The organism is Exiguobacterium sp. JMULE1 (assembly GCF_013337175.1).
Classification (GTDB): Bacteria; Bacillota; Bacilli; order Exiguobacteriales; family Exiguobacteriaceae; genus Exiguobacterium_A; species Exiguobacterium_A indicum.
The window spans coordinates 2,721,692-2,748,382 of the sequence record NZ_SGWC01000002.1 but is presented as its reverse complement, the minus strand read 5'-3'; the positions used below and the strand labels follow the sequence as shown (position 1 = coordinate 2,748,382).

The 26,691-nt window shown below is 49.9% G+C and carries 28 protein-coding genes and 1 pseudogene; 21 read left to right on the top strand and 8 right to left on the bottom strand.

The window, feature by feature from the left end:
* Window positions 1-192: 192 nt before the first annotated feature.
* From treC to EXW93_RS14365, 8 genes are all read right to left on the bottom strand, one after another.
* The gene (treC, locus tag EXW93_RS14400) at window positions 193-1,833 is read right to left on the bottom strand and encodes an alpha,alpha-phosphotrehalase (protein WP_174316670.1); all 1,641 of its coding nucleotides are present in this window, start codon (window positions 1,831-1,833) and stop codon (window positions 193-195) included.
* A 21-nt stretch (window positions 1,834-1,854) separates the two neighbouring features.
* A complete protein-coding gene (gene treP / locus EXW93_RS14395; RefSeq protein WP_174316669.1) occupies window positions 1,855-3,294 on the bottom strand; it encodes a PTS system trehalose-specific EIIBC component in 1,440 nt (479 codons plus the stop codon).
* A 182-nt stretch (window positions 3,295-3,476) separates the two neighbouring features.
* On the bottom strand, window positions 3,477-4,184 hold the full coding sequence (gene treR / locus EXW93_RS14390; RefSeq protein WP_174316668.1) for a trehalose operon repressor: 708 nt from the start codon (window positions 4,182-4,184) through the stop codon (window positions 3,477-3,479).
* A gap of 128 nt (window positions 4,185-4,312) precedes the next feature.
* Entirely contained in the window at window positions 4,313-4,960 is a 648-nt protein-coding gene (locus EXW93_RS14385) for a DUF4352 domain-containing protein (protein ID WP_055969310.1), read from the bottom strand.
* Window positions 4,961-4,971: 11 nt separating this feature from the next.
* Window positions 4,972-6,330: an alkaline phosphatase gene (locus EXW93_RS14380; RefSeq protein WP_035395839.1), complete on the bottom strand. Its 1,359-nt coding sequence runs from the start codon at window positions 6,328-6,330 to the stop codon at window positions 4,972-4,974.
* Window positions 6,331-6,500: 170 nt separating this feature from the next.
* Window positions 6,501-7,475: a hypothetical protein gene (locus EXW93_RS14375; RefSeq protein ID WP_174316667.1), complete on the bottom strand. Its 975-nt coding sequence runs from the start codon at window positions 7,473-7,475 to the stop codon at window positions 6,501-6,503.
* A complete protein-coding gene (locus EXW93_RS14370) occupies window positions 7,468-8,334 on the bottom strand; it encodes an ATP-binding cassette domain-containing protein (protein ID WP_035395843.1) in 867 nt (288 codons plus the stop codon). The genes EXW93_RS14375 and EXW93_RS14370 overlap by 8 nt, the downstream gene beginning before the upstream one ends.
* Window positions 8,328-8,696, bottom strand: coding sequence for a GntR family transcriptional regulator (locus EXW93_RS14365; RefSeq protein WP_035395845.1), 369 nt, complete (start codon window positions 8,694-8,696; stop codon window positions 8,328-8,330). The genes EXW93_RS14370 and EXW93_RS14365 overlap by 7 nt, the downstream gene beginning before the upstream one ends.
* 156 nt (window positions 8,697-8,852) lie before the next feature.
* Here EXW93_RS14365 and prfA point away from each other — a divergent pair, with 156 nt between their 5' ends.
* The 21 genes and pseudogenes from prfA (at window position 8,853) to atpA (ending at window position 26,686) form a co-directional block, all read left to right on the top strand.
* Window positions 8,853-9,911, top strand: coding sequence for a peptide chain release factor 1 (gene prfA / locus EXW93_RS14360; protein ID WP_023469516.1), 1,059 nt, complete (start codon window positions 8,853-8,855; stop codon window positions 9,909-9,911).
* Window positions 9,911-10,759 (top strand): peptide chain release factor N(5)-glutamine methyltransferase, encoded by an 849-nt coding sequence (gene prmC / locus EXW93_RS14355; protein WP_023469515.1) that lies wholly within the window; start codon window positions 9,911-9,913, stop codon window positions 10,757-10,759. The genes prfA and prmC overlap by 1 nt, the downstream gene beginning before the upstream one ends.
* Window positions 10,756-11,754, top strand: coding sequence for an L-threonylcarbamoyladenylate synthase (locus tag EXW93_RS14350; protein ID WP_023469514.1), 999 nt, complete (start codon window positions 10,756-10,758; stop codon window positions 11,752-11,754). The genes prmC and EXW93_RS14350 overlap by 4 nt, the downstream gene beginning before the upstream one ends.
* 17 nt (window positions 11,755-11,771) lie before the next feature.
* Window positions 11,772-12,287: a low molecular weight protein arginine phosphatase gene (locus tag EXW93_RS14345; protein ID WP_023469513.1), complete on the top strand. Its 516-nt coding sequence runs from the start codon at window positions 11,772-11,774 to the stop codon at window positions 12,285-12,287.
* A 5-nt stretch (window positions 12,288-12,292) separates the two neighbouring features.
* Window positions 12,293-12,733, top strand: coding sequence for a ribose 5-phosphate isomerase B (gene rpiB / locus EXW93_RS14340; RefSeq protein ID WP_029342752.1), 441 nt, complete (start codon window positions 12,293-12,295; stop codon window positions 12,731-12,733).
* Window positions 12,733-13,272, top strand: coding sequence for a TIGR01440 family protein (locus tag EXW93_RS14335; protein ID WP_023469511.1), 540 nt, complete (start codon window positions 12,733-12,735; stop codon window positions 13,270-13,272). The genes rpiB and EXW93_RS14335 overlap by 1 nt, the downstream gene beginning before the upstream one ends.
* A gap of 111 nt (window positions 13,273-13,383) precedes the next feature.
* Window positions 13,384-14,643, top strand: a complete 1,260-nt coding sequence (glyA, locus tag EXW93_RS14330; protein WP_174316666.1) for a serine hydroxymethyltransferase — start codon at window positions 13,384-13,386, stop codon at window positions 14,641-14,643.
* 74 nt (window positions 14,644-14,717) lie between these two features.
* On the top strand, window positions 14,718-15,386 hold the full coding sequence (locus tag EXW93_RS14325; RefSeq protein WP_023469509.1) for a response regulator transcription factor: 669 nt from the start codon (window positions 14,718-14,720) through the stop codon (window positions 15,384-15,386).
* Window positions 15,383-16,738, top strand: a complete 1,356-nt coding sequence (locus EXW93_RS14320; protein ID WP_055969302.1) for a HAMP domain-containing sensor histidine kinase — start codon at window positions 15,383-15,385, stop codon at window positions 16,736-16,738. The genes EXW93_RS14325 and EXW93_RS14320 overlap by 4 nt, the downstream gene beginning before the upstream one ends.
* 75 nt (window positions 16,739-16,813) lie before the next feature.
* Window positions 16,814-17,842 carry an ABC transporter permease gene (locus EXW93_RS14315; protein ID WP_055969298.1) on the top strand — a complete coding sequence of 343 codons (1,029 nt, stop codon included), beginning with the start codon at window positions 16,814-16,816 and terminating at the stop codon, window positions 17,840-17,842.
* Window positions 17,839-18,480, top strand: a complete 642-nt coding sequence (locus tag EXW93_RS14310) for an ABC transporter ATP-binding protein (protein WP_023469506.1) — start codon at window positions 17,839-17,841, stop codon at window positions 18,478-18,480. Before EXW93_RS14315 ends, EXW93_RS14310 begins: the two co-directional genes overlap by 4 nt.
* 132 nt (window positions 18,481-18,612) lie before the next feature.
* On the top strand, window positions 18,613-19,593 hold the full coding sequence (locus tag EXW93_RS14305; RefSeq protein WP_055969291.1) for a hypothetical protein: 981 nt from the start codon (window positions 18,613-18,615) through the stop codon (window positions 19,591-19,593).
* Window positions 19,594-19,665: 72 nt separating this feature from the next.
* A pseudogene (gene upp, locus EXW93_RS14300) lies at window positions 19,666-20,287 on the top strand (uracil phosphoribosyltransferase).
* Window positions 20,288-20,411: 124 nt separating this feature from the next.
* Complete coding sequence (wecB, locus tag EXW93_RS14295) at window positions 20,412-21,545, top strand: non-hydrolyzing UDP-N-acetylglucosamine 2-epimerase (protein ID WP_174316665.1); 1,134 nt, start codon at window positions 20,412-20,414, stop codon at window positions 21,543-21,545.
* Window positions 21,546-22,322: 777 nt separating this feature from the next.
* Window positions 22,323-22,541, top strand: a complete 219-nt coding sequence (locus tag EXW93_RS14290; RefSeq protein ID WP_023469502.1) for an AtpZ/AtpI family protein — start codon at window positions 22,323-22,325, stop codon at window positions 22,539-22,541.
* Complete coding sequence (locus EXW93_RS14285; protein ID WP_023469501.1) at window positions 22,538-22,924, top strand: ATP synthase subunit I; 387 nt, start codon at window positions 22,538-22,540, stop codon at window positions 22,922-22,924. Before EXW93_RS14290 ends, EXW93_RS14285 begins: the two co-directional genes overlap by 4 nt.
* 8 nt (window positions 22,925-22,932) lie before the next feature.
* On the top strand, window positions 22,933-23,676 hold the full coding sequence (atpB, locus tag EXW93_RS14280) for a F0F1 ATP synthase subunit A (protein WP_023469500.1): 744 nt from the start codon (window positions 22,933-22,935) through the stop codon (window positions 23,674-23,676).
* Window positions 23,677-23,751: 75 nt separating this feature from the next.
* Window positions 23,752-23,964, top strand: coding sequence for a F0F1 ATP synthase subunit C (atpE, locus tag EXW93_RS14275; protein ID WP_023469499.1), 213 nt, complete (start codon window positions 23,752-23,754; stop codon window positions 23,962-23,964).
* 127 nt (window positions 23,965-24,091) lie between these two features.
* Complete coding sequence (gene atpF / locus EXW93_RS14270; RefSeq protein WP_023469498.1) at window positions 24,092-24,625, top strand: F0F1 ATP synthase subunit B; 534 nt, start codon at window positions 24,092-24,094, stop codon at window positions 24,623-24,625.
* Window positions 24,625-25,158 (top strand): F0F1 ATP synthase subunit delta, encoded by a 534-nt coding sequence (locus tag EXW93_RS14265; protein WP_023469497.1) that lies wholly within the window; start codon window positions 24,625-24,627, stop codon window positions 25,156-25,158. Before atpF ends, EXW93_RS14265 begins: the two co-directional genes overlap by 1 nt.
* Window positions 25,159-25,177: 19 nt before the next feature.
* Window positions 25,178-26,686, top strand: coding sequence for a F0F1 ATP synthase subunit alpha (gene atpA, locus EXW93_RS14260; RefSeq protein WP_035395863.1), 1,509 nt, complete (start codon window positions 25,178-25,180; stop codon window positions 26,684-26,686).
* The last annotated feature ends 5 nt before the right edge of the window (window positions 26,687-26,691 follow it).

Below are 26,691 nucleotides of genomic sequence, written 5' to 3'. Positions count from 1 at the left end.
GAGTTCGTGTATGATGAAGTATGAGAAAAGGGAGATCACGTTCCGGGTCATGTACTCGGATGGTGATTTCCCTTTTTATTTGATCCGAAAGAAATACGAATGTGCATCATACTCGACTCCCGCCTGTGGAAAGCGAGGATGATAAAACATGCGTTGTTAGAGATGGTGATCAAGAGAACAACAAGAGATGCATCACTTTTTACGATAAAGCATCAAGGATTCATAAGGACGTAACGTCAGAGTGTGATCTTCTGTCTGCATCTCCTGGTAGTTGTGAATCAACACCGTATAGTCCGACCCGTCACGAGGTAACGTGAACGTCGTGTCTGTTCCGTAGAAGTTCGAAACGACAAGCAACTCTTCCTCGTTCGTTACGCGTTCGTACGCCCAGAGTGACGGATCGTCTGGTGTCAACAGACGGTACGAACCATCCGTGAGCACGTCATACTGTTTACGGAGTTGAATCAATCGTTTGTAATGATGATAGACCGAGTTTGGGTCTGCGACAGCCGACTCGACATTGATGTGATCATACGTCGGCGAGACCGGGATCCACGGCTCGCTTGTACTAAAGCCACCGTTGAGTGCGTCTGACCATGGCATCGGCGTCCGCGCATTGTCACGCGACTTTTGACGAATCGCAGCAAGAATTTCTTCTTCCGCTACACCGTTGTCCCGCGCTTCCTGATACGCATTCAATGTTTCGACATCGCGGTAGTCGGACAGATCCGTGAAGTCCGGATTCGGCATCCCGATCTCTTCTCCTTGATAGATGTACGGTGTCCCTTGTAAGCCGTGAAGCGTCGTCGCGAGCATCTTCGCACTTTCGACGCGATACGTGGCGTCGTCACCAAACCGGCTGACGACGCGTGGCTGATCATGATTGCACCAAAAGATCGCGTTCCATGCTTGTCCGTTCATGCCGGATTGCCAGTCGGAGAAGATCTGTTTCAGTTGCGTGAAATCAAACGGTGCTGCCGTCCATTTCTCACCGTTCGGATAATCGACTTTCAAATGATGAAAGTTGAATGTCATCTTCAGTTCTTGTTCATCAAGCGATGAATAACGAAGACAGTGTTCAAGTGACGTCGATGACATCTCACCGACAGTCAAGAGATCGTGTCCGGCAAAGACTTCTGCGTTCATCTCTTGCAAGTAGTCGTGGACGTTCGGTCCGTCCGTATAATACGTCCGTCCGTCTCCTGCTGGATCGTTCGGAAGACCTGGCGTCTTTGAAATCAAATTGATGACATCAAGTCGGAAGCCGCTGACTCCTTTATCCCGCCAAAAGCGCATCATGTCGTAAACCTCTTCCCGTAAGCGCGGATTTTCCCAATTTAGATCGGCTTGCGTCTTGTCGAACAGGTGCAAGTAATACTTGCCGGCCACCTCATCGAACGACCAAGCAGGACCACCGAATTTCGATACCCAGTCGTTCGGTGTCTCGCGCCAAATGAAGTAGTCGTGATAGGGACTATCCGGATGACGTCCTTCTTCAAACCAGACATGCGACGTGGAACAGTGATTAACGACGATATCCATCATGACAGACAAACCGCGTTGTTTCGCTTCTGCAAGTAACGTCTCGAAATCGTCCATCGTTCCGTACGATGGATCAATCGCGTAATAATCACTGACATCATAACCATTGTCGTTTTGCGGTGAGGCATAGACCGGCGTCAACCAAAGATAATCGACACCCAGATCCGCCAGATAATCGAGTTTGGCCGTCACGCCACGTAACGTACCGGTCGCTTTGCCCTCCGGACTATAAAAACTCTTCGGATAGATTTGATAAACGGCGGATTTGCGCCAATCGGTTGTCGTGATCATGAGATACACACCTTTCTAGAATTACGCTGCTTTATTGAGGGCAGCTTTTTTTGCGCGTTTCGTTGAGACATAGTGGAACAGGAACGTACAGGCGACAGGGACGATGATCGCAATCACCATGCCGACGATGAACGACAGAATCGAACCTGGTACGATCGAAATGAAAGCAGGTAATCCGCCAACACCGATCGCAGGAGCAAGAACGCCACTGACAGCGATGAAAGCTGACGCAATCGCTGAACCGACGAGTGCCGCGTAAAACGGATACTTGAACCGGAGATTGACCCCGAACATGGCCGGTTCCGTGATTCCGAAGTAGGCGGATAAAGCGGACGTTGATGCCATGTTTTTATCGTTAACGTTTTTCGCGAGGAAAAGCATCGCGAGTGTTGCTGAACCTTGAGCGATGTTCGAAATCGCGATCATCGGCCAAATGAACGTCGTCCCACTTTGTCCGATCAACTGTAGATCAACAGCGATGAACATGTGGTGCATGCCAGTGATGACGAGCGGCGCATAGAGTGCACCAAAGAGTAGGGCACCGAGTAATGGAACAGCTTCGAATGTATTGACGACACCGATCGTAATCCAGTCACCGACTTGACGCGTGACTGGTCCGATGACGGCAAGGGCGAGGAATCCCGTCAATGTGATCGTCGTAATCGGTACGACGAGTAATTGAATCGCATTCGGTACCCGTTTTTTGAGCCAACGTTCAATCGTACTGAGAACATAAGCAGCGGCGAGTACAGGGAGGATTTGTCCCTGATAGCCGACTTTTTCAATTTCAAAGAGACCGAGAATGTTGAACGTCGGGATTTCACCTTTTAGAGCACTTTGTCCGTAGTTCCAAGCGTTTAAGAGATCTGGATGAACAAGCATCAGACCCATGACGATCCCGAGAATCTCACTTCCACCGAAGCGTTTCGTCGCTGACCAACCGACGAGTGCCGGGAGGAAGACGAAGGCCGTGTTTGCCATCATATTGATGAGGTCCCATAACCCTTGCAGATTCGGGTAACGGTCAATCATCGTCTTGCCACCGAACTCGATACCGAATAGATTATTGATTCCCATTAAGAGACCAGCAACGATGATCGCCGGGATGATAGGCATGAAGACATCAGAAAAGACTTTGATCAACTTTTGGAACGGATTCATCTTGGCAGCGCCAGACGATTTGACATCTGCGATCGTCGTTGCCTGTAAACCGGTTAATTGAATGAATTCTGCATAGACCCGGTCGACGTCTCCGGCACCAATGACGATTTGATAGACACCCGCGTTCAAGAACGCGCCTTTGACGAGCGGAACTTCAAGTAAGGCTTCTTGATCGACAAGCTCTTGATTCTTAAGCGTTAAACGAAGACGGGTGACACAGTGAGCTGCCTGCTCGACGTTCTCCTTGCCTCCGATGTTCTCAATGATTTGCTCTGCAATCTGACGATAGTTTGGTTTCATCTCGATGCTCCTTTTTGGAAGTGACATACTCGACCACTCTTGAAATGAAAACGTTTTCTTATCTGCGCACACTTATCTTAACTTATCTATATAAGTTGGTCAAGAACTTATATAGATAAGTTGGGGAGAGTAAAAAAGAGAGAACCCGTCATCTACGGATTCCCTCATTTAAAAATGCATATTCAACGACGGGCAATATCAGTGAACTGAAACTTATCGAGCCGGTGACGCGATTCCGTCCGTTCGAAATGTTGTCCTTCATAGAAATACGTATCGTTCGTGACGACGATGACATGCGTCATATCGTGAAGGTCGAGTCGTTCTTGGTCTTCGCGTGTCGCAGGACGGGCTTCGATTTTTCGTTTCGCGTAGCTGATTTGCCGACCAAGTGTCTCTTCGATGTACTGATAGATCGAACCTCGAGCGATGTCAGTCGTTAGTCCGGGCACAAGTGCTGTCACGAAATGATTGATGTCACGGATGACACGTTCACCATCGATTTGGCGAATGCGTTCGATGCGTGTCACGTCCGTTCCTTCTGCCACATGTAATAACGAAGCGAGTTCAGCGGAAGCGGAAAGGACGTCGCAGGATAAGACATCCGTCTCGACGGTATGACGCCCCATCCGGCGATGTGCTTCCGAGAAGCTGACGATGCCGTTGAATTGGAACTCGATCGCTTCTTGCGACAGGACGAAGACACCTTTCCCCTGATGTTTACGGACGAAGCCTTTTTCTTGCAGGGCATCAATCGCTTTTCGAACCGTTCCGCGGCTCGCCTCGAATTCATGCATCAATTCCGTTTCAGAAGGTAATTTCGTTTCGGCCGGAAGCGTTCCTTCCTGAATCCGCTGTGCGAGCTCGTGATAGATGTTTACATACTTCGGCATATGATCCGTCCTTTACACTCAAATAATGCCTTTAGTGTAGCACGGAACGATTACAGGCATCAAAATAGCTCCACCTATGATCCGGACATGACCGGAAAATAGATAGAGCGTAGAAGTGTGAATGTCAGTCAACGAAGAGACGTCGAAAACGTCGTTCCTTTTTTGAGGACATCTTGTTTTTCATCGAGAACATCACTCGTCAAGAGTTCAATCGAGTCAACCGGATGTTCCAAGATGAAGCCGAAGTTACCACTCCGTGACTCGGACGGGGCGTAAGTCTTCGCAAGCGACTCCAAATAGACGTCGTCCTCGAGCGTCTTTTCTGTCGCAGCATCGAGTTTGAAGTGGGCGACAGGATTGAACGTGACCGGTTCATTACTTGTGTTCTTGATCGTGACCCGTGTCTTGATCAAATCAAAGGATTCATCGTGCGTAAAGCCATGGAAGAAATCAATCATGCCATAGCTTGGACGAGCATGGAATACTTTGATTTCTTCGATCGTCATCTCGATCGGACCAATCTTCCGTGTTTCGTTCACTCGTTTGAATTGTTTAAGCGTCAGGTCGCCCTTATCATCCGTGACGGTCTGATCGATTTTTGTCAAATCGCGATCGTCTGGAATTTGTGGGTTTGGAACGTAGGCGCTTGTTTTTTCAAGCGATACCGGCTGCTCCTGTTTCGCAGACGCTGGTTCTTTTGGTGTGTCTTGTGATGCTGAAGTGCCACAACCAGCGAGCACCGTCCCGAGCATCAAAGTAGCAAGTATCTGTCTCATGAACATTCTCCTTATTTCTTCGATTTCAAGAGATCGAAGATGATTTTCGCGTGATCCGTGTTGTCGACTTGTCCCGCGAAACGTTCTTTAGCAGGACCGAACGCATAGACCGGTACGTCTTCACCTGTATGTCCACCTGTAGTCCAGCCTGTATGCGAGCGTTCGTTAAAGATTTCTTCAATCGCATTATCGATCTCGAGTAATTTCTTCGATTCAGCAGCGCGGGAGACGCTATCGATTTCTTTGTCCGTCAAGGCGAGTTTGTCCTGATCGATATACGTCGTCAACGTCTTGCGGACGTCCGCACCATCGACGATTTTTTGCGCCATGAAGTCAGGTGTTTTCTTTGCCGCTTTGATCGGTTCAGCGAACCAGTTATAGATGCCATCTGCACCGATTGAATATCCACCCGTTGAGTGGTCAGCTGTCGCGACGACGAGTGTATGTTTATCCTTCTTTGCAAATGCGATCGCGGCTTTGAATGCCCGCTCGAAGTCTTCCATCTCACTCATGGCACCGACGATATCATTGTCATGACCGGCCCAGTCGACTTGGCTACCTTCGACCATCAGGAAGAATCCTTTTTTATTCGAGTCGAGTCGCTTAATGGCAGAGTTCGTCATTTGTTCAAGCGATGGGACCGAGTTTTCGCGGTCAATCCGTTTTGGTAATCCACCATCTGCGAACAGACCGAGGACTTGTTTGTTTTTATCACCTTGCAATTGATCCAGATCCGTGACGTAACTGTAACCGTCTTTTTTGAATGCTTTCGTCAAATCAACATCCGGACGGACGAAGTTCGACTTACCGCCACCGAGCATGACGTCAATTTTATGCTTCCCATTGACGCGTTCCTTGAAGTAATCGTCTGCGATCGCGTTCATGTTCTTTCGGCTCTCATCATGAGCACCGAACGAAGCAGGTGTCGCATGCGTGATTTCCGATGTTGCAACGAGTCCTGTTGACTTACCACGTTCTTTCGCTGCTTCAAGGACGGTCTTGACTTCCGATTTATCGTTATCAACGGCAATTGCTGCATTATACGTCTTGACGCCGGATGACATCGCTGTTGCTGCGGAAGCGGAATCGGTGACGTTTTCCTTCGGATCTTCCGGATAAGTCATCTGTTGACCAACGAGGTATTGGTCAAACGCTGTTTTTTCAGCAACCGGTGTCGATGGATCGTTCTTTAAGTAACGATGAGCAGATGTATACGAGACCCCCATTCCGTCGCCGATCAAGAAGATGACGTTCCGGATTTCCGGTGATTTAACAGGTTTTGTCTTTGCTTCTGCTTCAGGCATCGAGAACATCGTACTGAGGGAAAGGGTTGATAAGGCAAAAATCGGAATGATACGTTTTAATTTCATACAGGTTCCTCCTCGAAAGGTGATGGGGTTTGATAATCGATACGAACTACAAACTCCACCTTACGGGTGAAATATGAAAACCATGTGTATAGTGTGTAAAGCTTTGTGAAGAATCGATGACAAAAAAATGGACCTTCTGAAAAGTCATTTCAGAAGGTCCATTCGTTGCATTAGCGACTCCACCCAATCATCCGACGATACGAGCTAAACGTCGGCCAGGCGAGAATCGCGATCGCGAGCCAGTACAGGAACTGGTTCTCAGACGAAATCAGACCGATGATGCCAGCGAGCAGAATCGTCGTATAGATCGAGAAGGTGATGATGAGTGCTGGATGTAATTTCGGGAAAATCGTGAAACGCCCGAGACGTTCGTTCGCACCTTTGACATAGAGACGACTACCGAAAATCAGTAAGATGACCGTCAAGGCTAAACTGAACAACACAGCATAGGTGATGTTGAAATCGGTATTGTACTCGAAGAAGAGCGCAAATGGCGTCGTGATCGTCATCAAAAAGCTTGTTGGTTTGTCTAACTCTTCATAGCCCACGCCAAAACCCAGTTGACCGATAGCATAGATACTGAAATACGTGAAGTAATTCAAGAACAAGAAGAACGTTCCGAGTAACAGTTGTCCGATGATATCACCAGCAATCGTTCCGGCGAATAAGAAGATCGTCAAAATCGTCACATCAAATAGAAGGAATAGACCAAAATCTTGAAGGAGTGACGACCACGTGACGTAATCAAACGGATTGATACCGAATGCTTGTAGTAATAACCAACTAGCAAAAAAGCCGATGATCGGGAAGACGATCAATGTCACGACACCAATTGCCCATTTAATCCAGAATAACCAGACCTTCGGGAATGGGAGTGCATGCAAGATCAGACTACGACCACTTCCACGCTCAGAACCGAGCATCAGAATCGCAAAGACGGCAATCAGAATTGCTGCGAACCCAGCGAAGAACGGACTGACGAGTACAGTGTTGAGTAGATCGGGTTGCTGAGACACATCGTATTTTTCGAATTCATTGATGACGGTATAACTGCCGAACCCATAACTGAAGATTGCGAGCAGAATGAAACAAGCGAGAGGCCAAATACCTTGCTTGATATGATAGCGGATCAATTGCTTAACCATGTCGTTTCCCTCCAAATGTCCCTAAGAAGTAATCTTCCATCTGCACCGGTAAAGCATCCTTTAAGAGAGGACGCGTCGTTTCAAGATAACGTGCGCCTTCATCCGATAAGACGAGTAACGTCACGACCCGACCCGTTTGGGATAAGACGTGGAGATCGGCATGACTGAGCTCTGGAACATCTTCATAGACGACTTGCCATTTCTGCATGCTAGCTTTGGCATCATCGAGTGCCTTTGGTTCGCGGACGAGGTGTTTTTCGATCGTCATGACACGGTCGGCAAGGGAATCAAGTTCTTCGAGTTGGTGCGAAGCAATCAGAACGGCTGTCTGGCGCTCCGCGAGTAATGAGACGAGTTGTTTCAGATAATCACGTTTGTTGATCCGGTCAAGTCCATCAGTTGGTTCGTCAAGCAAGAGGACCGGGGCATTGGTTGCAAACGCGAGTTGGAGAAGGAACAACTGGGCTTGTCCCTTTGATAAAGATGTCACGCGACGACCACGATCGAGATTCGACGAGCGACAATAATTTTCGATATACGTCTTTTCGAAATTCGGATAGAACGCATTGTAGAAGTTGATCAGTTCGCCAAGTGTCATTTGACGATAGACGGAGACGGAGTCAGGAACGAGAAAGAGGTGCTCCCGCGTCTGCGGGACATGGTGAATGGATTCGTTGTTCCATTCGACCTTTCCGCGTGTCGGCTCGAGGGCTCCGACGAGTGTTTTCAGTAACGTCGTTTTTCCGGCACCATTACGACCGATCAACGCGGTGATCGTTCCTGCTGGCAGGGTGAAGGATGCATTTTCATAAATCATGGTACGGTCAATTTGTTTCGTTAGATGAGAAACGGTCAACATGAGGAATCCTCCCTTATGTGTAAGATGAGTTGATAGAGTTCTTCGTTTGAGATCGAGAGTTCGTCGGCGACGGAACAAAGACGGGTGAGTGGATCTTGAATAGCGGCTTGTTTGACTTCACTGAGGGGGATATCTGAGATGAAGGAGCCTTTGCCGCGCATCGTGACGATGAAGTTGCGGCTCTCGAGTTCCTGATAGGCACGGGAGACCGTGTTCGGGTTGACAAGGAGTGTACCGGCAAGTTCACGAACGGATGGCATCTGTTCGCCGGAGCGGAGTAGACCACGGGCAATCGAGCGGATGATTTGCGTGACTAACTGTTCATAAATCGGCAAGGGACTTTTCGGATCGACGGTGAACATTTCTTCACCTCCTTAAGTGTACTAATTCAATTAATACACCAATTATAGGAATTTCGAATCGGTCTGTCAATGTTTCTTTTCGAGAAGACGGTTACGCCAACGATCGCAATATTTGCTATACTGACGACAGAAGAACCGCCAGGAAGGATGACCGAGATGTTGGATCGATTGAGTGCCTTAGAGGACCGTTATGAAAAACTGAATGATATGTTGGCTGATCCAGCCATCATCAATGATACGAATCAATTACGCGAGGTCTCAAAGGAGCAGTCGCAGCTTGCCCCAACCGTTGAGACATATCGCGTCTATCGCGAGAAGATGGAAGCCTATCAAGAGGCACGTCAGATGTTGACAGATCCGGAGATGCGCGACCTTGCGAAGGAAGAAGTCGCGATGCTTGAGCCGGAGATCAAAGAGCTCGAAGCGAAGCTGAAAGCTTTACTCTTACCGAAGGATCCGAATGACGATAAGAACGTCATCGTCGAGATTCGTGGTGCGGCAGGGGGAGATGAGGCAGCCTTATTTGCGGGTGACCTGTTTAAGATGTACTCGAAGTTTGCTGAGAAACAGAACTGGAAGATTGAGATCATCGACGCGAGCTATACGGAGCTCGGTGGTTATAAAGAAATCATCTTTATCGTCAAAGGAACAGGCGCCTACTCGAAGCTGAAGTATGAGAACGGGGCACACCGCGTCCAACGCGTTCCATCAACGGAATCGGGTGGACGGATTCATACATCGACCGCAACGGTTGCCGTGTTACCGGAAGCAGAAGACGTCGAGGTCGAAATCCATGATAAGGATGTCCGGGTCGATACGTTCACGTCGAGTGGACCGGGTGGACAGTCCGTCAATACGACGCAGTCCGCCGTCCGTGTCACGCACGTGCCGACGGGGATCGTCGCGAGCTGTCAGGATGAGAAATCGCAAATCAAGAACAAGGAAAAAGCGATGAAAGTTTTACGGGCGCGTGTCTACGATAAAATTCAACGCGAACAGCAAGCGGAGTATGATGAAAAACGAAAGTCGGCTGTTGGTACGGGTGACCGTTCAGAGCGGATTCGGACGTATAATTTCGCCCAAAACCGGGTGACGGACCATCGCATCGGATTGACGATTCAGAAGCTTGATCGAATCTTGCAAGGCGAGATGGATGAAGTCATCGATACGCTCGTCATGGAACATCAGGCGCGAGCATCGGAGGCGGCAAACTGATGCGGATCGCAAAACGTCTAAATGAGGCAAAAACGATGATGGAACAAGCAGGACGCGAGGGTTCAAGTGCCGAATGGTTACTCATGCACGTCTTAGAAGTCGACCGGACCGGACTCCTTGTCCGCTTGTCCGATGAATTGACACCGGAGCAGGATTTACGATTCAGTGAATACTTGCTTGCTCATGTTCACGGTGTGCCCGTTCAGCATTTAATCGGCTATCAGCCGTTTTACGGACGGGATTTCCGTGTCACACCGGATGTCTTGATTCCACGACCGGAAACGGAAGAGTTGATCGTCTTCGTGACGGAGCGTCTCAAACGCGAGACGTTCACCGCGGGACAGATCGTCGACATCGGTACCGGTAGCGGGGCGATTGGAATCACGCTCGCCCTCGAACTCGAGCAACCGGTCACGACCGTCGATATTTCACCAGCTGCAATCGCGGTCGCGAAGCAAAATCAAGCAGCGCTTGGTGGAGACGTGACGTTCCTTGAAGGAGATTTACTCGCACCGCTCGCAGATGATTCCGTCCGGGTTCTCGTTTCGAACCCTCCTTATATCGAGGAAGAAGAATTACTCAGTGAAGTCGTGTTCGATCATGAACCGCATCTCGCCCTGTTTGGCGGAAAAGACGGTCTCGTCTTTTACCGACGTCTCGTCGAGGAGAGTGGACGGGTCCTACGCGACGATTTCCGACTGATTGCGTTTGAAATTGGACACAATCAAGGACCAGAAGTGCAAATGATGTTAAAAGAACGTTATCCAAATGCGGAAACGGGTATTTTAAAAGATATAAACGGTAAAGACCGTATCGTGTATGCGGAACGAAAGGATTGTACAGCGTGAAGACGGAAATGATTGACTTACAGACGATGGATGAAGCAGTTCGGTTATTGCAGGAAGGAGAGGTCGTGGCGATGCCGACCGAGACCGTTTATGGTCTCGCAGGAGACGCAACGAACGAAGCGGCTGTTCGGCGAATCTTCGCCGCGAAGGGTCGACCTTCCGACAATCCACTGATTGTCCATGTCGCATCCGTAGAACAGGCACATCAGTTCGTCACGCACATTCCAGATGTCGCGGCACGTTTGATGGAGGCGTTCTGGCCAGGAGCCTTGACGATCATCCTCGAATCGAACGGCACCGCATCCACACTCGTCACAGCAGGACTAGATACGATCGGATTACGGATGCCAGACCATCCGCTCGCGCTTCAATTAATTGAAGCGACAGGGCTGGGCCTCGCAGCACCGAGTGCCAACCGTTCCGGAAAACCTTCACCGACGTCATCTGCGCACGTCGCATATGACCTCTCGGGACGCATCGCTGCGATCGTCGATGGAGGGGAAACGGGCATCGGGGTCGAATCGACTGTCATCGATTGTACGATGACGCCACCGGCGATTTTACGACCGGGTGGCGTGACACGCGAACAAATCGAGTCGGTCATCGGTCCTGTCACACTCGATCCTGCCTTATCGATGAAAGATGTTACACCGAAGGCACCCGGGATGAAATATACCCACTATGCGCCGGAAGCAACACTGTCCGTCGTCGAAGGGGATCTTTCATTCTTACAGCAACTCATCGATGATGCGCGACAAACCGGACACAAGACGGGCGTTCTCCTGTTTGACGGGGAGGATGTCGACGCAGATGTTCGCTGCTCCCTTGGTAATTCGATGGAGACGGCGGCACAACGTCTTTACGATTGTTTACGGCGATTTGATCAGACGACGGTGGATCAGATTTTTGTACGAGACCTATCAGAAGAAGGGGTGGGGCTTGCGGTCCGCAACCGCCTCCATAAAGCAGCAGGTGGTCGGGTCATTCGCCCTTGAAGAAGGAGGATACGGAGATGAGCACACGTCGCGTTTTATTCATCTGTACAGGAAATACATGCCGTAGCCCGATGGCGATGGCATTACTACGCTCGAAGGTCGCTGATCAGGAATTCGACGTCCGTTCAGCAGGACTACGTTCGATGCAAGGATTTGATGCGTCCGAGAACGCCTTACAAGTGTTGCGCGAGCGCGGGATCGAACTCGAGCACTATACGCAAGTCTTTGATGATGTACTCGGACGTTGGTCCGACATCATCTTGACGATGACGCGTCAGCACAAGCAGGAAGTCGGTGAACGCTATCCGGAACTGAAAGAACGGACGTTCACCTTATATGAATATGTGACAGGGCTTGAACGGGATATCAACGATCCGTACGGCGGATCAATGAACGTCTACCGGCAAGTACGCAATGAACTCGAACCCCTCGTCAACCGTCTTGTGTTAAAATTGACGCAGAACGGAAACGGAAGAAAAGCTCCGGATACACGGAAACTTCCGAAAAAACAACCTAAACAAACGGGGGAATAGTAAAGATGAAAGTAGCAATCGGCGCGGATCATGGCGGTTTTAAGTTAAAGGCAGAAATCAACGATCTCTTACAAGAACTCGGCATCGACTATACGGACTTCGGTACGCATTCAGCCGACTCGATCGATTATCCGGATGTCGCGATTCCAGTTGCTGAGGCAGTCGCGAATGGAGAGTTTGATCGTGGTATCTTGATTTGTGGAACCGGAATCGGGATCGGAATCGCAGCGAACAAAGTCAAGGGCATCCGAGCAGCACTCGTCCATGATACGTTCAGCGCGAAAGCGACGCGTCAGCACAACGATTCGAACATCTTAACGATGGGCGAACGCGTCATCGGTCCTGGACTGGCTCGTGAGATCGCACAGCTTTGGCTTGAAACGGAATTCGAAGGCGGACGTCATGAGAACCGCGTTTGCAAAATCTCAGATTATGAGGTGAAGTAATGGACTTGACACGCATCCAGCACGATTTAGAAGAAGCACTGAACGCTCTGGATGAACGATTTTCCTTAAAAGGAAAATTGCTCGTGATCGGCTGTTCGACGAGCGAAGTCATCGGCAAACAAATCGGCAAGGCCGGTTCACCAGAAGTCGCGGACGCGTTGTTCGACGTGTTCGATGCCTTTCGTCGGTCGCACCAAGTTGATCTTGCCTTCCAAGGCTGTGAGCATATCAACCGGGCGCTGACGCTTGAGCGGCAAACGGCAGAGCGACTCGGACTTGATCCAGTGACGGTCGTTCCTGTTCCGGAAGCCGGTGGATCGATGGCAAGTGCTGCCTATCAGCGCTTCTCGGCACCGGTCGTCGTCGAAGCGATTCAGGCAGACGCCGGGATTGATATCGGGGACACGTTCATCGGGATGCACTTGAAGGCTGTTGCGATTCCTGTGCGCTTGCCGCACAAGGAAATCGGTGAGGCACACGTGACGGCAGCCGTGACACGACCGAAATTAATCGGTGGAGCACGTGCTAAATACGAATGATTGATGCAAGGGGTTGCGCACCCCTTGCTTTTTTGATGTTGTTTTTAGGGATGCCGGGAACGAAACATTCGTGTTAAGATAGGTCTATCGAAATGAAATGGGGGAATTCAGATGGAACAAACACCGCTTACGTATCTGAAACAACAAGATGAGACACTCTTTTCGGCAATGCGCCAGGAACTAGGTCGTCAACGGGATAACATCGAATTGATCGCATCCGAGAACTTCGTCTCGCAAGCTGTCATGGAAGCACAAGGCAGCGTCTTGACGAACAAGTACGCAGAAGGTTACCCAGGTCGCCGTTATTATGGTGGCTGTGAGTATGTTGATCTCGCTGAGAATCTAGCACGCGACCGCGCGAAGGAAATCTTCGGTGCGGAGCACGCGAACGTGCAACCACACTCGGGCGCACAAGCGAACATGGCGGTCTACTTCACGATTCTCGAGCAAGGCGATACGGTCCTCGGGATGAACCTCTCGCACGGTGGCCATCTGACGCACGGTAGCCCCGTCAATTTCTCCGGTGTCCAGTACAACTTCGTGGAATACGGTGTCGATCAAGAGACAGAGATGATTGATTACGACGTCGTCGCACAATTAGCAGAAGAGCACAAACCAAAATTAATCGTCGCGGGCGCATCGGCGTATCCGCGCGTCATCGACTTCAAACGTTTCCGTGAAATCGCAGATAGCGTCGGCGCTTACTTGATGGTCGACATGGCACACATCGCAGGACTCGTCGCAGCAGGTCAGCACCCGAACCCAGTCGAGCATGCACACTTCGTCACGACGACGACGCATAAGACGTTGCGTGGTCCACGTGGTGGGATGATCCTCTGTAAAGAAGAGCATGCGAAAGCAATCGATAAAGCCATTTTCCCAGGCATCCAAGGTGGTCCACTCATGCATGTCATCGCCGCGAAAGCTGTCGCGTTCGGTGAAGCTCTTGCACCAGAGTTCAAGGACTACATCGGTCAAGTCGTCACGAACGCAAAAGTCCTCGGTGAGGAATTGACGAAGCGTGGACTCCGGATCGTCTCAGGCGGAACGGACAATCACTTGCTCCTCGTCGACTTGCAACCGCTCGGGATCACGGGGAAACTCGCTGAGCATGCCCTTGACGAAGCCGGTATCACGGTCAACAAGAACACGATTCCGTTCGACCCAGCGAGCCCGTTCGTCACGAGCGGTATCCGAATCGGAACGGCTGCGATGACATCACGTGGCTTTAAGGAAGCGGAGATGAAAGAAATCGCCGAGTTGATCGAACTCGTCTTGAACCACCCAGAAGAAGCAGACGTTCTCGCACAAGCACGTGAGCGTGTCGTTGCTTTGACAGGTCGTTTCCCACTCTACCCAGAGCGCGGATGATCGTCATCCCCTTCGTCCTTTTCGTTATGAGAAGGGGAAGGGGATTTTTGTTTGTCTAAAAAAGGAGGCGTACGATGTATATTCTAGTCGTTGAAGATGATCCACATATCCAAGCACTTGTCGTATCGACGTTACAAGCCGACGGACATTCCGTTCGAGCGACAGCAAACGGAAATGAAGCGCTCGCTTGGATTGACACGATGACGTTCGAAGCAGCGGTGCTCGATGTCTTGCTTCCCGGGCAGACCGGTCTCGTCCTGTGTGAGCGATTACGGCAAAACGGGGACATCCCGATCTTGATGCTGACAGCACTCGGTGAGCTGACGGATAAGCGGGACGGCTTTGCAGCCGGTGCCGATGATTACATCACGAAACCGTTTGATCCGGAAGAATTAGTGTTTCGGCTTCACGCCGTGGCTCGGCGCTATCAAAAAGCGGCGCAACCCGTCCTACATCTCGGAGATGTCACGATCGATAAACGCAGTCAGCTCGTGACGATCCAGTCGACCGAGTGGACACTTCCGCGGCGCGAATTCGAATTATTACATCAGCTGGCTAGTTTTCCGGGACGGGTATTCAGTCGCGAGGAATTGATTGAACACGTCTGGGGACTTGATTTCATGGGAGATGACCGGACGATTGACGTCCACATCAAACGACTCCGTGGACGCTTAAAGGAGACGAATCAGGTGAAGATTGAGACGGTTCGTGGACTCGGGTACCGGTTGGAGGTCGAATCATGAGATCCCTCTATACGAAAATCGTCGGACTCGTCTGTGTCGTTCTACTCGTGTCCGCACTGTTAGCGCTTTTAATCAGTAACATTGCCTACTATTCGTTTTGGCAGGACAGCTATAGCCAAAAAGTTGAGGAAGCGGTCGAGACAGCGATTGATTATTACGAGACGCACGGTGACGGAAAGACGGAATCGTTTTACCGGATGTTACAAGCGACTGGCTTTCAACTATATGTGCAGACCGAAGACGGAACGGAGCGTTACGGAAATCCATTTCGTGATGAAACGCTCTCAAGTCAAATCGTCGAGCAAGTGAAAAATGGTCAACCGTACTACGGGATGCGTGAGTATCCGTTCCACCTCTTCTTGCTCGGTCTATTCGACAATGAAGTCATCAATACGTACGGGACGTCAGTCAAGACGGCGCAAGGAACGGATGCGATCTTCGTCCGGCCGGACTTGAGTCGGCAAATTCGTGAGTTGCACCTGTTCGTCGGTCTGTTTCTCGGACTGCTGGTCGTGATCAGCTTCCTCTTGCTTGTCTTCTCCATCCGGTATCTCGTGCGTCCGATCCGGCGCCTGACCAAAGCGACGGAACAGATGGCGTACGGTGACTACGGAATCCGCGTCGGAACGAAGGCACGCGATGAGATTGGAGAGCTGTCCCGGCGATTTGACGAGATGGCAACGGCAGTCGAAGCGTCTGATACAGAACGACGCCGGTTCGTCGCAAACGTTTCGCATGAATTTCAGTCACCGCTGACGACGATCTCGGGGTACGCGGGACAACTCGACGTGACGGGAGAAGACGTCAGGAGACGGGCAATCATTCAACAAGAGGCAGCACGAATGTCGGAGCTGACGCGTCAATTATTGATCTTAGCGAAGCTCGATGAAGGACGGCGCTTCAAGCGGCAAGCACTCGATCTACGCGCGAGTTTAGAGACGACACTCGCAACACTTGCCTTTCAGCTCGATGAGCAAGGCATCGCCGTCGCACTCGATGTATCGCCAGCGCTACAGATTCAAGCAGATGCTAGTGCGCTCGAACATGTTTTCCAAAACGTCATTCGAAACGCTGTTTCGGTCTCAGCCGAAGGAGCGACGATTCACATTCAAGCGGAAGAACAAGTGAATCAGGTCATCGTCCGAATCAAGGACGAAGGACCAGGCATGACCGAACAACAGATGGAACATGCCTTTGAACGCTTTTATCAAGGTGATGTATCCCGCACGTCGCGCGGGACGGGTCTTGGGCTTGCGATCGTCAAAGAGACGATGCGCCAACTTGGTGGGGATGCGAGCTTGTCGTCCGATTCATCCGGTCTGACTGTGACATTGATTTTTTTACGTACTTGACGCGTGCGTTCATGTTCCGTTCATATTGCAGTCGTATCATCAATCCTGTAGCGAACATACAGGAGGGATCATGCAATGAAACTAGGATGGAAAGAACTCGTCCGGATGAAAGGACGATTCAGTTGGATGACGATCGTGACGATGTTGATCGTTTTATTGATTTTAATGATCACCGGTCTTGCGGACGGGCTGGCCTACGACAATGGGGCTGCCGTCCGTAATCTGCCGGTCGAGCAGTTTGCACTGAGTAAAGATGCGGAAGGGCAGCTGACCCGTTCATTCTTACGGGCGGATGAGACACCGAAGGGCGCGGAAGCGCTCGGTGTCCAGAACATGGTGCTTGAGAAGAAGAATGGAACGAAGGATGATGTGACAGTCTTTGCGTTACCAGAGACTACGAATTATGGTCCAAAACAGTTGCAATCATTGCAAAAAGGTGAGGTGCTCGTCGATGCTGCATACGCGGAACAACGCGGAACCCGTGTCGGCGATACGATCACCGATTTTCGGACGAAAGAGACGTTCCGGATTGCCGGCACGGTCACGGACGGACGTTATAGTCACGCACCTGTCCTCTGGATGACGGATGAATCGTGGCAAGCATGGCAATCGAAGATGGGGGCATCATACGTCTCAGCGTACATCGGTCAGTCATTACAAACGGATCAAGCGGTCTTCTCAAAACAAGCAGTCGTTGAGAATGTGCCAGGCTATGCAGCGGAGCAAAACTCCTTCCAGATGATGCGGGTTGCACTCGTCGTCATCGGGGCATTGATTCTGACAGCTTTCTTCTATATCTTGACGATGCAGAAGATGAAACAACTTGGCGTCCTAAAAGCAATCGGCATCCGAACACGGACGATGGGTGCGAGTCTACTCGTACAAGTCATCCTCCTGACGAGCCTCGCCTTTGGTGTCAGTGTCGTTATCACCTATCTGACGAGCCGCTTCTTACCAGCGGATCTTCCCTTCCGATTTGAATGGTCGACGAGTCTGATGTACGGCGGCATTTTACTCGTAACAGCGATCCTCGGAGCGCTCGTTCCGTTACGAATGGTGAAAAAACTTGAGGCGGCAGACGCGATGGGAGGAATGAACGGATGATTCAGTTAGAACGGATTGAACAGAGTTATGGTGAGATGACCGTCTTGCACGATATCAACTTACAGGCAGAAGCAGGGGAACTGATTGCCCTTGTTGGACCGAGCGGGAGTGGGAAAAGTACACTCCTTCAGTTGCTCGGTTTACTGCAGACACCAACAAAAGGTGCCGTCTATTTTGATGATACGTGCGTCAGTGAAGCATCGGGCGAAGAACGTCGTCGCTTACGTCTTGAGGAAGTCGGGTTCATCTTTCAGGAGTCGCATCTCGTACCCTTTTTGACAGCCCAGGAGCAACTGGAACTCGTCGCAAAAGAAGCTGGACGAACAGTGGATACGGTCGCAGCACTAGCCATGTTCGGACTCGAACATCGCAAAGATCATTTGCCGCATGCGTTATCGGGCGGTGAGCGTCAACGTATCGCGATTGCCCGCGCCTTCGTCAATGATCCGCAACTTGTCTTAGCGGACGAGCCGACCGCAAGTCTCGATTATGCGAATGGGCGTCGAGTGATGGAGCTATTACAACGGCAAGCGCATGAGTCAAACAAGACGATTATCGTCATCACTCATGATGAACGGATGCTTGACGTCTGTGATCGCATCTGGCGGATCGAGGATGGAAAAATTCATACAGCATAAGACAACGAATGGATCGCTTTCGAGAGAATGGAAAGCGATTCTTTTTTTATATTCAATCTTGTAAGAGGAGGCGATGTCATTCCAAAAATTTGCTATACTTTTTAAAAAAGGAAATGAAGGAGTTTACGCGTTATGAATATTATGAAGTTGACCCAAGCCGAGCTCGCGTCGACGACAGGAAGCCAGATGTTGAAATGGTTGGAGAAGAAGAGTACGACGAAATCAGAATACAAACGACTGTACGAAGATTTCAAGACGATCATCATCATGCAACAAGCAGGCTTTTATGAACAAGCGGATGCACGGCTTCTGCAATGGAAACATTTACCGATGCCGGTTGAATATTATACATATCGTCTTGCGATCGCCTCAAAGGCAGGCGGACGACGTCTTGCGAAGAAGCGATTCAAGGCGCTGCCGGAAGCGATTCAGAAACATGACAAATTAAAACAGTGGCGCCAAGCGGTGAATCAGAATCAATGGTGGATGGCGGCAACCGGAGTGGTAGCGGCCGGCCTCTTATTCGTAGGTATTCAAGCGTGGTCTCCTACTTCAGAAAATGCTGCACCGAAAGAAGAGACCGATCAAAAAATTGCGCAACAATTGGCTGCCTTACAAACGGAAGTCGAGCAGTTAAAAAAAGAAAACGAGAAATTGAATACCGATCAGAAGCGAAAGACGGAAGCGGAAGTAAAACAAGAAGAGTCGCCGGTTAAGGAAAAGAAAACGACGAAAACGAGTGGTCTGAAACCGGAAGCCGCATTAAAGGAAGCGGTTGCGGCTGTCCAAGCAAAGGATTATCAAAAAGCAAATGACCTGTTGAGTGCAGACGTCTTGAAAAATAAAGAGACGGCAGGGATGGCGCGTTTTTATAAGTTGATTGCCGCTGGTAAGTTAAAGAAGACGACACAGGCGGACTATATCGCGTACCGTGAGGATTTTCCGAAGTCGGGTTACATGAGTGATGTCCTCTGGATGCAAGCGGTCTATGAACAAAAATATAAAAAAGGTGATTATCGCGCGACCTTGCAAGAACTCGCACAACAGCCGGACAATGAATGGTCTTACGCGGCGAAAGCGATTCTTTCCGGCAAGAGCACGCTTGGGGACTGACGAAAAAACAGTTCCCAAGCAGTGCGCTTTTAGAGTACAATGCGAAAAGAGAATGGAGAGGAGATGCAAACAATGAGTAAAGTACATGTATTTGATCACCCATTGATTCAGCACAAGATGACGATCATGCGTAAGGTCGAAACAGGAACGAAACAATTCCGGGAACTTGTCGACGAGGTGGCTTCATTGATGGCATATGAAATCACACGTGACCTTCCACTCACAGATGTCGCGATCGAGACACCGGTCACGAAGACGACGCAGAAGATGATCGAAGGCAAGAAACTCGGGATCGTCCCGATTCTCCGCGCCGGTCTCGGGATGGTCGACGGCATGCTCCGCATGATGCCAAACGTCAAGGTCGGTCACATCGGTTTGTACCGTGATCCGGAGACACTCGAGCCAACGGAATACGCTCCCAACAGACGTCGCAGAACGTGATTTCGTCGTCGTTGACCCGATGCTTGCGACAGGTGGTTCGGCGGCAGACGCCATCTCCTCCTTAAAGAAACAAGGGGCGAAGAGCATTAAGCTCGCATGTCTCTGTGCAGCACCTGAAGGCGTCAAACGCGTTCAAGAAGAACACCCGGACGTCGATATCTATCTCGCGGCACTCGACGAGAAGTTGAACGACCACGGCTACATCGTCCCAGGACTCGGTGACGCAGGAGACCGTCTCTTCGGAACGAAGTAAAAATAGTAAGATACACAAAAAGACCGCAGACGATGATCTGCGGTCTTTTCGTTGCTATTTCGTAAACTGCGCAAGACTGCTGAAATATGTTTTAATGAAAAAAGGAAAAAAGGAGGAAGTCACCATGCCGATTACAGTCATGCCGATTTTCGGGACTCGACCGGAAGCTATTAAAATGGCACCGCTCGTCAACGCCCTGAAGCAACACCCTGCTTTTGATGTTCATGTCACAATTACAGCCCAGCACCGCGAGATGCTCGATCAAGTACTTACCCTGTTCGAAATCGAACCGGATCACGATTTGAACATCATGAAGCAACGTCAAACTCTCGTTGACATTACGACGCGTGGTCTTGAAGGACTCGATGCGATCATGAAAGAGATCAAGCCGGACCTTGTCCTCGTCCATGGCGACACGACGACGACGTTCGTTGGGAGCCTTGCTGCCTATTACAACCAAATCGTGGTCGGTCACGTCGAGGCAGGGCTGCGCACGTATAATAAATACTCACCGTTCCCGGAAGAGGTCAATCGTCAGTTGACGTCGACGCTCGCAGACTTACATTTTGCTCCGACCGCACAAGCGGCAGCGAACCTTGCGTCCGAGAATCGTCATGCTGGCGTCTATATTACAGGGAACACAGCAATCGATGCCCTGCAAACGACGGTCCAAGCCGATTACGTCCATCCGATGCTTGAGACGGTCAGGGATCGGAAGTTGATCTTGATGACAGCGCACCGTCGTGAGAACCAAGGCGAGAAGATGCACCAGATGTTCCGCGCGATTCGTCGTCTCGTCGATGCATTCCCGGATACACACGTCGTTTATCCAGTTCACCTTAACCCAGTTGTTCAGGAAGCGGCGAAGACGGTCTTTGAGGGACATGATCGGATTTCGTTAATTGCTCCGCTCGACGTGTTCGACTTCCACAACTTCGCGAGTCGTGCTCACTTAATCTTGACGGACTCCGGTGGTGTACAGGAAGAAGCGCCGTCACTCGGTGTTCCGGTACTTGTCTTACGCGATACGACCGAGCGTCCGGAAGGAATTACTGCTGGGACGTTAAAGCTTGCCGGAACAGAAGAAGAGACGATTTATCAGATGGCAACCGAACTGTTGACGAATGACGCACTTTATAAAGAAATGACACATGCCTCAAACCCATACGGTGATGGTCATGCGTCAGAACGGATCGTCCAAGCGATCCTGCATCACTTCGGTCAAGGGGAAGCGCCGGCACCGCTACTCACGCAATGAGAAACGACTAGTACTCTCCGAATCGCTTACATTCACTTGCTTTCCTCAGGCGAGACGCAAGCCGCGTCTCCATCGTCCTTAGACGAGGAGTCAGGTCTCACCTGTCTCTGACAGCACAAAGACTTGTGCTTTTTCCTGTAGGAGTCGCGTGAAATAAGCGATTCTTTTTGTTTTAGTACATCTATGGCGACAAGAGGTTTTAGTTTATAGGAATAACATCTTTAATTCTTACCATTTCCACTAAAATCAGCCCATTTGTTTAGAAAATGTAAAACCAGATGACCTTGAAACTGGAAGATAAACCATGACGATTCAGGCTGTGACACACCTCACGATTGAAAAATTGGAAATCGTTGAAATCTATTGTTACAAACAGATGTCAGAGCTGTTTTTGCGTCCCGATTCGGAAGCGTTTACAATTGTGAACAGAAAATGTTTTTTCACAAAATCGACACAAATCAATTTTAGAGGTCTTGTTTCGGTTGAGGTAGCACGATATAACGTTACTATTCAACGGTTTTGTTCACCATATGAACAATCTCTATAACCGTTGATAGTACTACATATTTTCTTCACATCTTCGTGAAATGAGTTGCACGTATGACATCTGTGAAAACCTTATCATTCGTTGATATGTATAGGTTTTTTGGCTCTGTTTTTATTGTGAATTCATTTGACTATGAAAGCTGCTTCATTGTATTCTTGACTAGTATGAAAATCCGCAAATTGTGGGAAAGAAAAAGAACTCGCAATTGGGAAAAAAGGGGGTCGTCTCTAGTGCGCCAAAGTGGGCTCGCGAAGAGTATGGTCATGGCCTCGCAAATTTCGACGGCACTGGCTGCACCGATCGTCATTGGCTTTTTGGTTGGGAACTATGGGGAACAACAACAATGGTGGGAAAAAATGGGTGCGACATTCGCCGTGTTCATCGGGATTTTCATCGGCATTCTTTGCATGATCGCCATGATCAGGCACTTGTTAGGGGAGAAGACATGAACATCATCCTTCAAGATGCGTTGTATCGTGCGTACTTACGATGGTTTGGACTCTTTTACGGAATCCTGGCTGTCCTGCTGCTCATCGGACGCCCGAGTGACCCGGTCATTTATGGACTAGCACTTGGTGGAACTGGCAGCTTTCTGATCTTGACGCTTCAACGATTAAGCGTCGATCGTATGTATCGTGTAATTGAGACGGGGCGCAAGCCAGTGTCTCGAGGGACCGTTTCACGCATGGCGGTCGCGGTACTTTGTGTGATGATCGGTTTGAAATATCAAACTGAATTGTCATTAACTGCGGTGGTAATAGGCCTTCTCGCCGGCCACGTCATACAATTTTGTGAGTTCTTGACTCACGAACTCAAGCGGGAAAAGAGGTGAATAGTCAAATGAACCACGAAATGCCACTTTACGAAATCCCACTCTGGGGTGACTTCGTTCTGTACGGTAGCTGGACGAACTTGATCACAGTATTGATTGCTGCTGCTCTCGTCTTCTTGATTGCCGTGGCCGGTACGCGACGTCTTGTGATGAAGCCAACCGGTGCTCAAAACGTGATGGAGATGTTCCTTGAATTCGTTCGCGGAATCATCAGCAGCACGATGGACTGGAAAACAGGGGGTCGCTTCCTTACGTTCGGAATGACATTATTCCTGTTCATCCTTGTGTCCAACATCATGGGTCTCCCATTCAACGTCGTGACGGGACACTACATTTGGTTCAACTCACCAACTGCAGATCCTTACGTGACACTGGCACTTTCATCTCTCGTAGTAGTCTTAAGTCATTACTACGGTGTGAAGATGCGAGGCTTCGGCGCTTATGCGAAAACATTCATGACGCCGATGTTTATCATTACCATCATCGAGGAGTTTGCAAACACGTTGACGCTCGGTCTTCGTCTTTACGGAAACATCTTCGCTGGTGAAATCATGATCGGAATCATTCTTTCGATCGGTATCGTCTCTGGTACGAACGATTTCCAATTCCTCGGACCAGTCGGCGCGATCATCTCGGGTATCCCGATGTTGATCTGGCAAGGATTCTCACTCTTCATCGGTGGTATCCAAGCGTACATCTTCCTTATCCTGACGATGGTTTACATCGGACATAAGGCAGCGCACGACCATTAATTCGAAGGTAAAGCATCCGCTTTTCCGATAACAGCACGACAAATCAATGAACATACTCTAGGGAGGCAATTTATCATGAATCTTATTGCAACAGCGATCATCATCGGACTCGGCGCACTCGGCGCAGGTATCGGTAACGGTCTTATCGTAAACGGTACAGTATTAGGTCAAGCACGTCAGCCAGAACTCAAAAACGAACTTCGTCAAACAATGTTCATCGGTATCGGTCTTGTTGAGGCACTTCCAATCATCGGTGTAGCGGTCGGTTTCCTTCTTCTCAACTCTTAATCCACGATTAACGAGAACGGACTACATAGGGCGCTATTCGTTCAACGTTTGAGTGAACCGTCACGGGAGCTTAGGCTCCCTTATGTAGATATTGAAGTTGAACCAACCACGAGGGGAGTGTAATCGAATGAATCTAACGTATCTTGCGGCAGAGGCTGGCGGCGAAGGCAACCAACTCTTATTAGCCAACATGATCGTCACGATCGTCGTTTTCCTCTTGCTCCTCATCCTCTTGAAGAAATTCGCATGGGGCCCGCTCGTCAACATGATGAAAGCGCGGGAAGAGCATGTGGCTAGCGAGATCAACTCGGCTGAAAAGAGCCGTAAAGACGCTGAAGTCTACGTAGAACAACAACGCGAAGAATTAAACAAGGCGCGTACGGAAGCACGCGATCTTTTAGAAGCATCACGCCGTCAGGCAGAAGCAGAGCAAGCACGTGCGATGGAGCAGGCACGTCTTGAATCCGAAATGAGTAAGGAAGAAGCTCGCCGTGCGATCGAACGTGAACGCGCTGAAGCACAAGCTGCTTTGAAGAACGATGTCGCTCTTCAAGCAATCGCTGCAGCACGCCACGTCATGAAAACACAGCTTGCGACAGACGAAGCCGCTCAAAAAGCACTCGTCGATCAATTCCTTGCTGATACTAAGGGCACGAACTAATGCGTGATCACGTAGCGGGACGCTACGCAAAAGCGCTCTTCGATCTTGCGCTTGAGCACCATGTGCTCGAGCAAGCAGAAGCTGATGTGCGGACGCTCGGCGAAGTGCTCCACGCAACACCAGAGCTCGCTTCGGTTTTAGATAACCCATCGATTTCTGCTGAAGAGCTCAAGCAAGTTCTTCAAACAAGCTTCACGGGCTTCAACTCGATCGTCTTGAACACATTGCTCGTCATGGTCGAAAACGACCGGGCGGCAGAGATCGTTACATTACCGGAACACTTCATTGCATTGTTGAATGAACACCGCAATGTCGCGACGGCAATCGTCACGAGTGCATACAAATTGTCAGACGAGGAACTCACGAAAGTGAAAGAGACGTTTGGCCAAAAATCAGGTAAAACGCTTGAAGTCGAGAACGTCGTCGACACGAGTGTCATCGGAGGACTTCGCGTTCAAATCGGTTACACGACATATGACGGTACGATCGAAACTAAACTAACGCGCCTTGAGCGTGAGCTGTTAAAAGCGTAAGAAAATAGGGGTGAAACGCATGAGCATTAGAGCTGAAGAAATCAGCGCCCTGCTTAAAGCGCGTATCGCGCAGTACGGTTCTACGATGGAAGTGAACGAGACAGGTACGGTCATCCAAATCGGTGATGGTATCGCTCGTGCACACGGACTCGACAACGTCATGTCGGGAGAGCTCGTAGAATTCGCTAACGGCACAATGGGCTTGGCGCAAAACTTAGAAGAAGGCAACGTCGGTATCATCATCCTCGGTGACTACCTTGAAATCAAAGAAGGCGACTCTGTTCGCCGTACGGGCCGCATCATGGAAGTACCAACAGGAGACGCACTCCTCGGACGTGTCGTCAACCCACTCGGTATGCCAATCGATGGTCTTGGTCCAATCGAAACAGAACACTACAACCCGATCGAGCGTAAGGCGTCTGGCGTCATGGCGCGTAAATCGGTACACGAACCACTTCAGACAGGAATCAAGGCGATCGATGCCCTCGTTCCAATCGGTCGTGGACAGCGTGAGTTGATCATCGGTGACCGTCAGACGGGTAAAACGTCGATCGCGATCGATACGATCATCAACCAAAAAGAAGAAAACATGATCTGTATCTACGTCGCAATCGGACAAAAAGAATCAACAGTCCGTGGCGTCGTCGAGACGCTCCGTAAAAACGGTGCCCTCGATTACACGATCGTCGTTTCGGCAGCGGCTTCACAGCCAGCTCCACTTCTTTACCTCGCACCATTCGCAGGTGTCGCGATGGGTGAACACTTCATGGACCAAGGCAAACACGTTCTTGTCATCTATGATGATCTTTCAAAACAAGCAGCTGCTTACCGTGAGCTTTCACTTCTCTTGAAACGCCCACCAGGCCGCGAAGCTTACCCAGGGGATGTCTTCTACCTCCACTCACGCCTTCTTGAGCGTGCGGCGAAGTTGAACGACGAGCTTGGCGCAGGTAGCTTGACTGCCCTTCCGTTCATCGAAACACAAGCGTCGGATATCTCAGCTTATATCCCGACGAACGTTATCTCGATCACGGATGGTCAAATCTTCCTTCAATCGGATCTCTTCTTCTCAGGTGTCCGTCCCGCGATCAACCCGGGTCTCTCGGTATCGCGTGTAGGTGGTTCGGCTCAAGTAAAAGCGATGAAGAAGGTAGCGGGTACGCTCCGTCTTGACCTCGCATCTTACCGTGAGCTTGAAGCATTCGCTCAGTTCGGATCTGACCTTGATAAAGCGACTCAATCGAAGCTTAACCGTGGTGAGCGGACAGTTGAAGTCTTGAAACAAGACTTGAACCAACCACTTACTGTCGATAAGCAAGTCATCATCATCTATGCCTTGACTCGTGGTCACCTTGATGATGTTGCTGTAACGGATATTCGTCGTTTTGAAAAGGAACTCAACCTCTGGCTCGATCAAAACCGCAAACAACTTTGCGATGAGATCCGTAAGACAGGTAACCTTCCAGCAGACGAAGAGCTCGTAGCAGCAATCTCAGAATTTAAGAAAACGTTCCAAGCGACGGTTTAATCCGG

Bases quoted from the DNA above. Each gene is read 5' to 3' on its own strand.
- atpF (WP_023469498.1), top strand. From the start codon at position 24,092: ATGAATCTAACGTATCTTGCGGCAGAGGCTGGCGGCGAAGGCAACCAA.
- prmC (WP_023469515.1), top strand. From the start codon at position 9,911: ATGCGGATCGCAAAACGTCTAAATGAGGCAAAAACGATGATGGAACAA.
- EXW93_RS14320 (WP_055969302.1), top strand. From the start codon at position 15,383: ATGAGATCCCTCTATACGAAAATCGTCGGACTCGTCTGTGTCGTTCTA.
- EXW93_RS14375 (WP_174316667.1), bottom strand. From the start codon at position 7,475: ATGGTTAAGCAATTGATCCGCTATCATATCAAGCAAGGTATTTGGCCT.
- EXW93_RS14305 (WP_055969291.1), top strand. From the start codon at position 18,613: ATGAATATTATGAAGTTGACCCAAGCCGAGCTCGCGTCGACGACAGGA.
- EXW93_RS14380 (WP_035395839.1), bottom strand. From the start codon at position 6,330: ATGAAATTAAAACGTATCATTCCGATTTTTGCCTTATCAACCCTTTCC.
- EXW93_RS14365 (WP_035395845.1), bottom strand. From the start codon at position 8,696: ATGTTCACCGTCGATCCGAAAAGTCCCTTGCCGATTTATGAACAGTTA.
- prfA (WP_023469516.1), top strand. From the start codon at position 8,853: ATGTTGGATCGATTGAGTGCCTTAGAGGACCGTTATGAAAAACTGAAT.
- treC (WP_174316670.1), bottom strand. From the start codon at position 1,833: ATGATCACGACAACCGATTGGCGCAAATCCGCCGTTTATCAAATCTAT.
- EXW93_RS14310 (WP_023469506.1), top strand. From the start codon at position 17,839: ATGATTCAGTTAGAACGGATTGAACAGAGTTATGGTGAGATGACCGTC.
- EXW93_RS14315 (WP_055969298.1), top strand. From the start codon at position 16,814: ATGAAACTAGGATGGAAAGAACTCGTCCGGATGAAAGGACGATTCAGT.
- atpE (WP_023469499.1), top strand. From the start codon at position 23,752: ATGAATCTTATTGCAACAGCGATCATCATCGGACTCGGCGCACTCGGC.
- wecB (WP_174316665.1), top strand. From the start codon at position 20,412: ATGCCGATTACAGTCATGCCGATTTTCGGGACTCGACCGGAAGCTATT.
- treP (WP_174316669.1), bottom strand. From the start codon at position 3,294: ATGAAACCAAACTATCGTCAGATTGCAGAGCAAATCATTGAGAACATC.
- glyA (WP_174316666.1), top strand. From the start codon at position 13,384: ATGGAACAAACACCGCTTACGTATCTGAAACAACAAGATGAGACACTC.
- EXW93_RS14285 (WP_023469501.1), top strand. From the start codon at position 22,538: ATGAACATCATCCTTCAAGATGCGTTGTATCGTGCGTACTTACGATGG.
- EXW93_RS14325 (WP_023469509.1), top strand. From the start codon at position 14,718: ATGTATATTCTAGTCGTTGAAGATGATCCACATATCCAAGCACTTGTC.
- atpB (WP_023469500.1), top strand. From the start codon at position 22,933: ATGAACCACGAAATGCCACTTTACGAAATCCCACTCTGGGGTGACTTC.
- treR (WP_174316668.1), bottom strand. From the start codon at position 4,184: ATGCCGAAGTATGTAAACATCTATCACGAGCTCGCACAGCGGATTCAG.
- atpA (WP_035395863.1), top strand. From the start codon at position 25,178: ATGAGCATTAGAGCTGAAGAAATCAGCGCCCTGCTTAAAGCGCGTATC.
- EXW93_RS14345 (WP_023469513.1), top strand. From the start codon at position 11,772: ATGAGCACACGTCGCGTTTTATTCATCTGTACAGGAAATACATGCCGT.
- EXW93_RS14265 (WP_023469497.1), top strand. From the start codon at position 24,625: ATGCGTGATCACGTAGCGGGACGCTACGCAAAAGCGCTCTTCGATCTT.
- EXW93_RS14370 (WP_035395843.1), bottom strand. From the start codon at position 8,334: ATGTTGACCGTTTCTCATCTAACGAAACAAATTGACCGTACCATGATT.
- EXW93_RS14385 (WP_055969310.1), bottom strand. From the start codon at position 4,960: ATGAGACAGATACTTGCTACTTTGATGCTCGGGACGGTGCTCGCTGGT.
- rpiB (WP_029342752.1), top strand. From the start codon at position 12,293: ATGAAAGTAGCAATCGGCGCGGATCATGGCGGTTTTAAGTTAAAGGCA.
- EXW93_RS14335 (WP_023469511.1), top strand. From the start codon at position 12,733: ATGGACTTGACACGCATCCAGCACGATTTAGAAGAAGCACTGAACGCT.